Source organism: Delftia sp. CH05, from assembly GCF_009827015.1.
GTDB lineage: Bacteria > Pseudomonadota > Gammaproteobacteria > Burkholderiales > Burkholderiaceae_C > Comamonas > Comamonas tsuruhatensis.
The window spans coordinates 1-5,471 of sequence record NZ_WUMG01000088.1 but is presented as its reverse complement, the minus strand read 5'-3'; the positions used below and the strand labels follow the sequence as shown (position 1 = coordinate 5,471).

The window sequence follows — 5,471 nt, the reverse complement described above, 5'->3', positions numbered from 1 at the left end:
GGGCAGGGGTGGGGGCGGCGCCAGTGTGTCATGCCCCGTGCGCCAGGGGCTGCGCGTGGCAAACCACCGCACCAGGCAGTCGCGCAGCGCCGTCATGGCCGCGCTGCTGAACGCCGCCGAGGGCCGCACGAAGTAGATGCCCGAGGCGCCATCCAGGCGCCATTGCGGCAGCACCCGCACCAGCCGGCCTGCGGCCATGTGCTCGCTCATCAGCCAGTCGCCGCCGGCCAGAATGCCCACCCCCATGACGGCCGCCGTGAGCAGGGCCTCGCTGTCATTGCTGACCATGGGGCCGCGCACCAGCACCGTGTGCCGGGCCTGGCCCTGAGGCACATCGCCCGATGCGCCACCGTGCACCAGCTCCCATTGCGGAAACGATTGCAGCCCCGTGAAGCCCAGGCAGCGGTGCGCCGCCAGGTCCTCGGGGTGCGCGGGCGTGCCGTGGGCCTGCAGGTAGGCGGGCGATGCGCCCAGGATGCGCTGGTGCCCGCCCAGCCGCAGCGCCACGAGACGGCTGTCCGCCAGCCGGCCTATGCGCACCGCCGCGTCGAAGCGCTCGCCCACGATGTCCACGAAGCGGTCCGCATACTCCACCTCCAGCACGATCTGCGGATGGGCCAGCGCAAACTCCGCCAGCAGCGGGCTGAGCCAGCGCCGTCCCATGGCGGCCGGCAGCGACAGCCGCAGCCGGCCCCGCGCCTGCGAGGCGCCCTGGGCGGCCTCCTTCTGGGCATCGGCAATCAGGCCGGCCGCCTGGCGCACCTTGTCCACCAGGCGCAGGCCCTCGTCGGTCAGGTGCAGATGGCGTGTGCTGCGCTCCACCAGCCGCACGCCCAGCCGGGTCTCCAGCGCGTTCAGGCGTTTGGACAGCACGGACGGATGGCGCAGCAAGGCCCGCCCCGCCGCAGCGAAGGAGCCTTGTTCATGCAGCGCCACCAGGGCCGCCAGTTCATCGGCGTGCTGGCTGTCCAGAAGGTTCATGGGGTCAGGATGATCGCACCTTGGGAGCGTCCCTGCTCCAGATCGCCATGCGCCTGCGCCACCTCCGCCAGCGCATACCGGCGCCAGACGCCGGGCACGATGATGCCGGCCGCCACGGCGGCCAGCACGTCCCGTGCGCGCTCCTGGTACTCGGCCGCCGTGGCCGTGTGCGCGGCCAGCGAGGGGCGCGTGAGGAACAGCGAGCCCTTGGCATTGAGCGTGGCCACCGAGATGGGATCGGGCAGGCCGGAGGTCGCGCCGAAGGACACCAGCAGGCCGCGCGGGCGCAGGCAGTCCAGCGAGGCGCCCAGCGTCGTGCGACCGATGGGGTCGTAGACCACATCGGCCTTCAGGCCCCCGGTGGCCTGCAGCACCTGGCCCGGCAGCGTGGCCGCATCGAACACGAAGACCTCGTCGCAGCCGGCAGCCCGCGCGCGCTCCACGCTGGCCGCCTTGGACACCACGCCGATCACCAGGGCGCCCAGGTGCCTGGCCCAGGCGCACATCAACTGGCCCAGCGCACCGGCGGCGCCATAGATCACGATGCGGCTGCCGGGGCCTACGGCATGGGTGGTCTTGAGCAGGTACTGCGCCGTGATGCCCTTGAACAGCACGGCCGCCGCCGCGTCGTCAGGCAGCGCATCGGGCAGCTTCACCAGGCGCTCGGCCGGATACAGGCGGGCGCTGGCATAGGCGCCCAGCGGCCCCGTGGCGTAGCCCACGCGCTCGCCCACGGCCACATTCGTCACGCCCTCGCCCACGGCGGCCACCCGCCCCGCGCCCTCCAGCCCCAGGCCCGAGGGAAAGGCGATGGCGACAGCGCCCTTGCGCTGGCTCACGTCCAGCGGGTTCACGCCGATGGCCGTCTGCTCCAGCCAGACCTGGCCGGGGCCGGGCGCCTGCACCTCGACCGGCTCCAGGCGCATGGCGTCGGGGGTGCCTGCGGCGTCCATGCGGACCTTGATCAATGGATTCATCTCGCTGCTCCGTGAAATGGGTGCAGCGTAGAAGAAGCGATTGAGGGCAGCAATAGGCCGGCGTGCAGTTCACTGCTGCATGGGGTGCAGCAATGACCACGAACCAGCGCGCACGCCGCCCACGCCGCCCGTCAGAAGTCGTGCCGGAGGCCCAGCTCGAAGGCCGTGGAAGCGCGCCCGCCAAAGTAATTGGCCGCGGCCGGATTGCCGCTGACGGCCGCACCCCCGGCAATGGCGAAGGCCGCCCCATTGCGGTTGGACATGCGGGCCGCATGCGCGTACAGCGCCGTGCGCCGCGACAGCGAGTGCACATAGCCCAGCGCCCACAGGTCGGCATCGCTGGCGCTTTGCGCCGCCGTCGCGCCCTTCTGGTCGGCCTTGACGTAGCTGAGCTTGACCACGCCGCTGCCCACGGGAACGCTCATGCCCACCAGGGTGTTGACCGTGCGGTCCACGCCATGCACCCAGCGGCGCTGGGCCAGGCTGGCCTTGAGCCAGCCGAAGTCGTAGGAGACGCCGTAGCTCTGGTCCTTGAAATGGATGCCGCTCAGGGTGTTGCGCGTGGTGAACTGCGCGCCCGCCACGTTCCAGCCCGCGCCCGCCCAGCCCAGCCGAAAGCCGTTGCCGCGCGTCTGGCCTGCCGCCGTGGCGCCCTTCTCGCCCAGGGTGGCGATCAGGCTGCCGGACACGCCCTGCAGCCCGCCCAGGCCGGCCGGCAGGAAATACTCCACCGCATTGCTCACGCGCAGCGTGGGATTGGCAGCCTGCGACTCCGGCGCCGTGCCGAAGGCCTGGCCCAGCGCGCGGGAAGCCGTGAACGAGCGAAAGCCATTGGCGCTGCCGATGCCCAGCGTGGCAAACGGATCGAAGCCGCTCCACACCAGGTGCGTGGGTACCCAGTCCCGCCCCAGCCGCAGCTCACCCCATTGCCGCGAGGCCAGGCTGACCGTGGAGCGCCGGTCCCAGAACGGGCCGCTGGCGCCCATGGCACCGGTGTCTGCCAGCAGGCTGCCGTCCAGGTAGAAGCCCGCGCTCAGGCCGTCGCCCAGGTCCTCCTGCCCCCGCAACACCAGCTTGCTGGTGGAGTTGGCGCCGCTGGCCTGCGAGGTGACCGTTCCCAGGCCCTGGTTGCGCACTTGCCTGACGCTCACATCGACGGTGCCCGAGATCGATACCGAGGACTGCGCGCCCGCATGCGCGGCGGCCAGCCCCAGCGAGGCGGCCAGGGCATGGCGTATGAAAACCTGCATGTTGTCTCCTTGTGGTTTTTTGCTTTGCTTTGCTCTTTGCTCTTTGCTCTTTGTTTTTCTCGGGCGTGTGCCCGGGTCTGCCCGGCTACTCGGGCTTGAAGCCCGCGCCCTTGAGCAGCGCGGCGCTCTGCGCCACATCGGCGGCGATGAAGCGCTTGAACTGCTCGGTGCTCTCCGAAACCGTGTCGATGCCCAGGCCCGCGAAGGCGCCGGACCTGGCCAGCTCGGCCACCGCCGCGTTGGAGGCCTGGTTCAGCCGCTGCACCCGGTCGGCAGGCGTGTCCTTGGGCGCCCACAGTCCGTACCAGGACGTGTAGGCAAACCGCGGCAGGCCGCTTTCCTGCATGGTGGGCACCTCGGGCGCCAGCGGGCTGCGCTTGCCGGAGGTGATGGCAATCGGCCGCACCTTGCCGGCCTTGGCCAGCGGCAGCACGGAGACCATGGAGTCGAGCAGCAGGTCCACATGGCCGCCGCCCACATCGACCAGCGCGGGCTGCGTGCCCTTGTAGGGCACGTACTCGAGGCGCATGCGGCCCTGCTGGGCCAGCAGCAGCGTGGCCAGGTGGCTGGGTGCGCCCACGGCGGGAATGGCCGCCGTCCACGTGCTCTTGGCGCCTGCGGCCAGCACCTCGCCCAGCTTGCTGTGGGGCAGCTGCGGCGAGATCACCAGCATCAGCGGCGCCTCGCCCACGCGCGCCACGGGGACAAAGTCGGTCTGCGGGTCATAGGGCGGATGGGCCAATACCTGCTTGGCCAGCACATGCGTGGCGGCCGAGAACAGCAGGGTGTAGCCATCGGGGGCAGCCGCCAGCACCGCACGGCCCCCCACCACACCGCTGCCGCCCACGCGGTTCTCTACGATGACCGTCGTGCCCAGCTGCTTGCGCAACTGCTCGGCGAACAGCCGCGCGGCGCTGTCCACGCCGCCGCCCGCCACGAAGGGGACGATGACCTTGACCATCTTGCCCGGCTCGGGAAAGGCGGCGGGCGCACTGGACGAGGCCATGCAGGCGATGGGCAAGGCAGCCAGCGCACCCAGTAAGGCGCCCAGCACCGGCCCCTTCAGCCGTGTCAGAGTTTTCATGCTTTGTCTCCTGTTTCTTTTGAAAATGGGCCGGCCGTTGCGTGGCTCAGCCCGGGTCCTGAATCGGCGCGCGCCGCCTGTGCCTGCGCACCAGCACGCTCAGCGTGTCGTCCAGGGCCTGGGCATCCAGCCCCCGCGTGATGAAAACGATGCGCGTGCGCCGGTCGGCATCCGGCCAGCGGGGCAGCGTCTGCGGCGGGGCGAACAGGTGCTGCACGCCATGGATGACCAGGGGCTGGTCCGGGTGCTCCTGCAGGTGCACGATGCCTTTGACGCGCAGCAGGTCATCGCCGCGCATGGCCGTGACCCAGTCCATCCATTCGCCGAACGCCTGCGCGGGCAGGGGCTCGTCGCGCTGCAGCACAAAGGACGAGATGCCGTCGCGGTGCGTTCCTGCCGGCGCAGTCACCGGAGCTGTCACCGGAGCCATGGCCCGGTAGCCGGGTGCCTGGAGCATGCCCGCAGCGGCGTCCTCCTGCCCCGTCGCGCCTTCCGACATCAGCCGCTGCAGCAGCGCCACATGGTGGCCGGGGTCCATGCCTTGCGGCGTCTCGCCGTTGATGGCCTGCACCTGGGCCAGCAGTTGCGCAGCGGGCTGTGCGCCGCCCAGCAAGTCTGTCTTGGTCAGCAGCACCAGGTCAGCCACGGCCAGTTGCCGCACGGCTTCGGGATAGCCTGCCAGCGTGGCGCTGCCCAGCACGGCATCGACCGTGCAGGCCACGCCGGCCAGCGCATAGCGCACGCGCACGGCGGGCTCGCCCAGGAAGGAGCGCAGTATCGGCCCCGGGTCCGCCAGGCCGCTGGTTTCGATCAGCACGCGGAGCGGCGCGCCCTGTTCGCGCAGGGCCAGGCGCTCCAGCGCCTCCACCAGATCGCCGCGCACGCTGCAGCACAGGCAGCCATTGGCCAGCAGCACCGTGTCCTCGCAGGCCAGGCTGGTCAGGTCCTGGTCGATGCCGACCGCACCGAACTCGTTGACGATGACGGCCGTCCCGTGCAGGTCCGGCAGCGCCAGCAGCCGGTTGAGCAGCGTGGTCTTGCCGCTGCCCAGAAAGCCCGTGAGCACGGTGACCGGAATGCGCTGGCCCGCCGCTTCGGGCAGGGCCAGCAGGCTGGAGAAATGCCCGCTCATGACGCCACCCCGCCCTGTACCCCGCCCTGTGCCCCACCATGCACCTC

5 protein-coding genes are annotated in these 5,471 nt (G+C 71.0%); all 5 read right to left on the bottom strand.

The features are described from left to right. The coding region (locus tag GRX31_RS30100; RefSeq protein ID WP_160856217.1) for a LysR family transcriptional regulator at positions 1 to 981 on the bottom strand (981 nt) is incomplete at its 3' end. Continuing rightward, entirely contained in the window at positions 978 to 1,958 is a 981-nt protein-coding gene (locus GRX31_RS30095) for a quinone oxidoreductase family protein (RefSeq protein ID WP_013800704.1), read from the bottom strand. The genes GRX31_RS30095 and GRX31_RS30100, both read right to left, overlap by 4 nt. Positions 1,959 to 2,089: 131 nt before the next feature. Beyond that, positions 2,090 to 3,208: a porin gene (locus GRX31_RS30090; protein ID WP_074921509.1), complete on the bottom strand. Its 1,119-nt coding sequence runs from the start codon at positions 3,206 to 3,208 to the stop codon at positions 2,090 to 2,092. 85 nt (positions 3,209 to 3,293) lie between these two features. Beyond that, positions 3,294 to 4,292, bottom strand: a complete 999-nt coding sequence (locus GRX31_RS30085) for a Bug family tripartite tricarboxylate transporter substrate binding protein (protein WP_160856215.1) — start codon at positions 4,290 to 4,292, stop codon at positions 3,294 to 3,296. A gap of 46 nt (positions 4,293 to 4,338) precedes the next feature. After that, entirely contained in the window at positions 4,339 to 5,424 is a 1,086-nt protein-coding gene (locus tag GRX31_RS30080) for a GTP-binding protein (RefSeq protein WP_160856213.1), read from the bottom strand. Positions 5,425 to 5,471 lie beyond the last annotated feature (47 nt).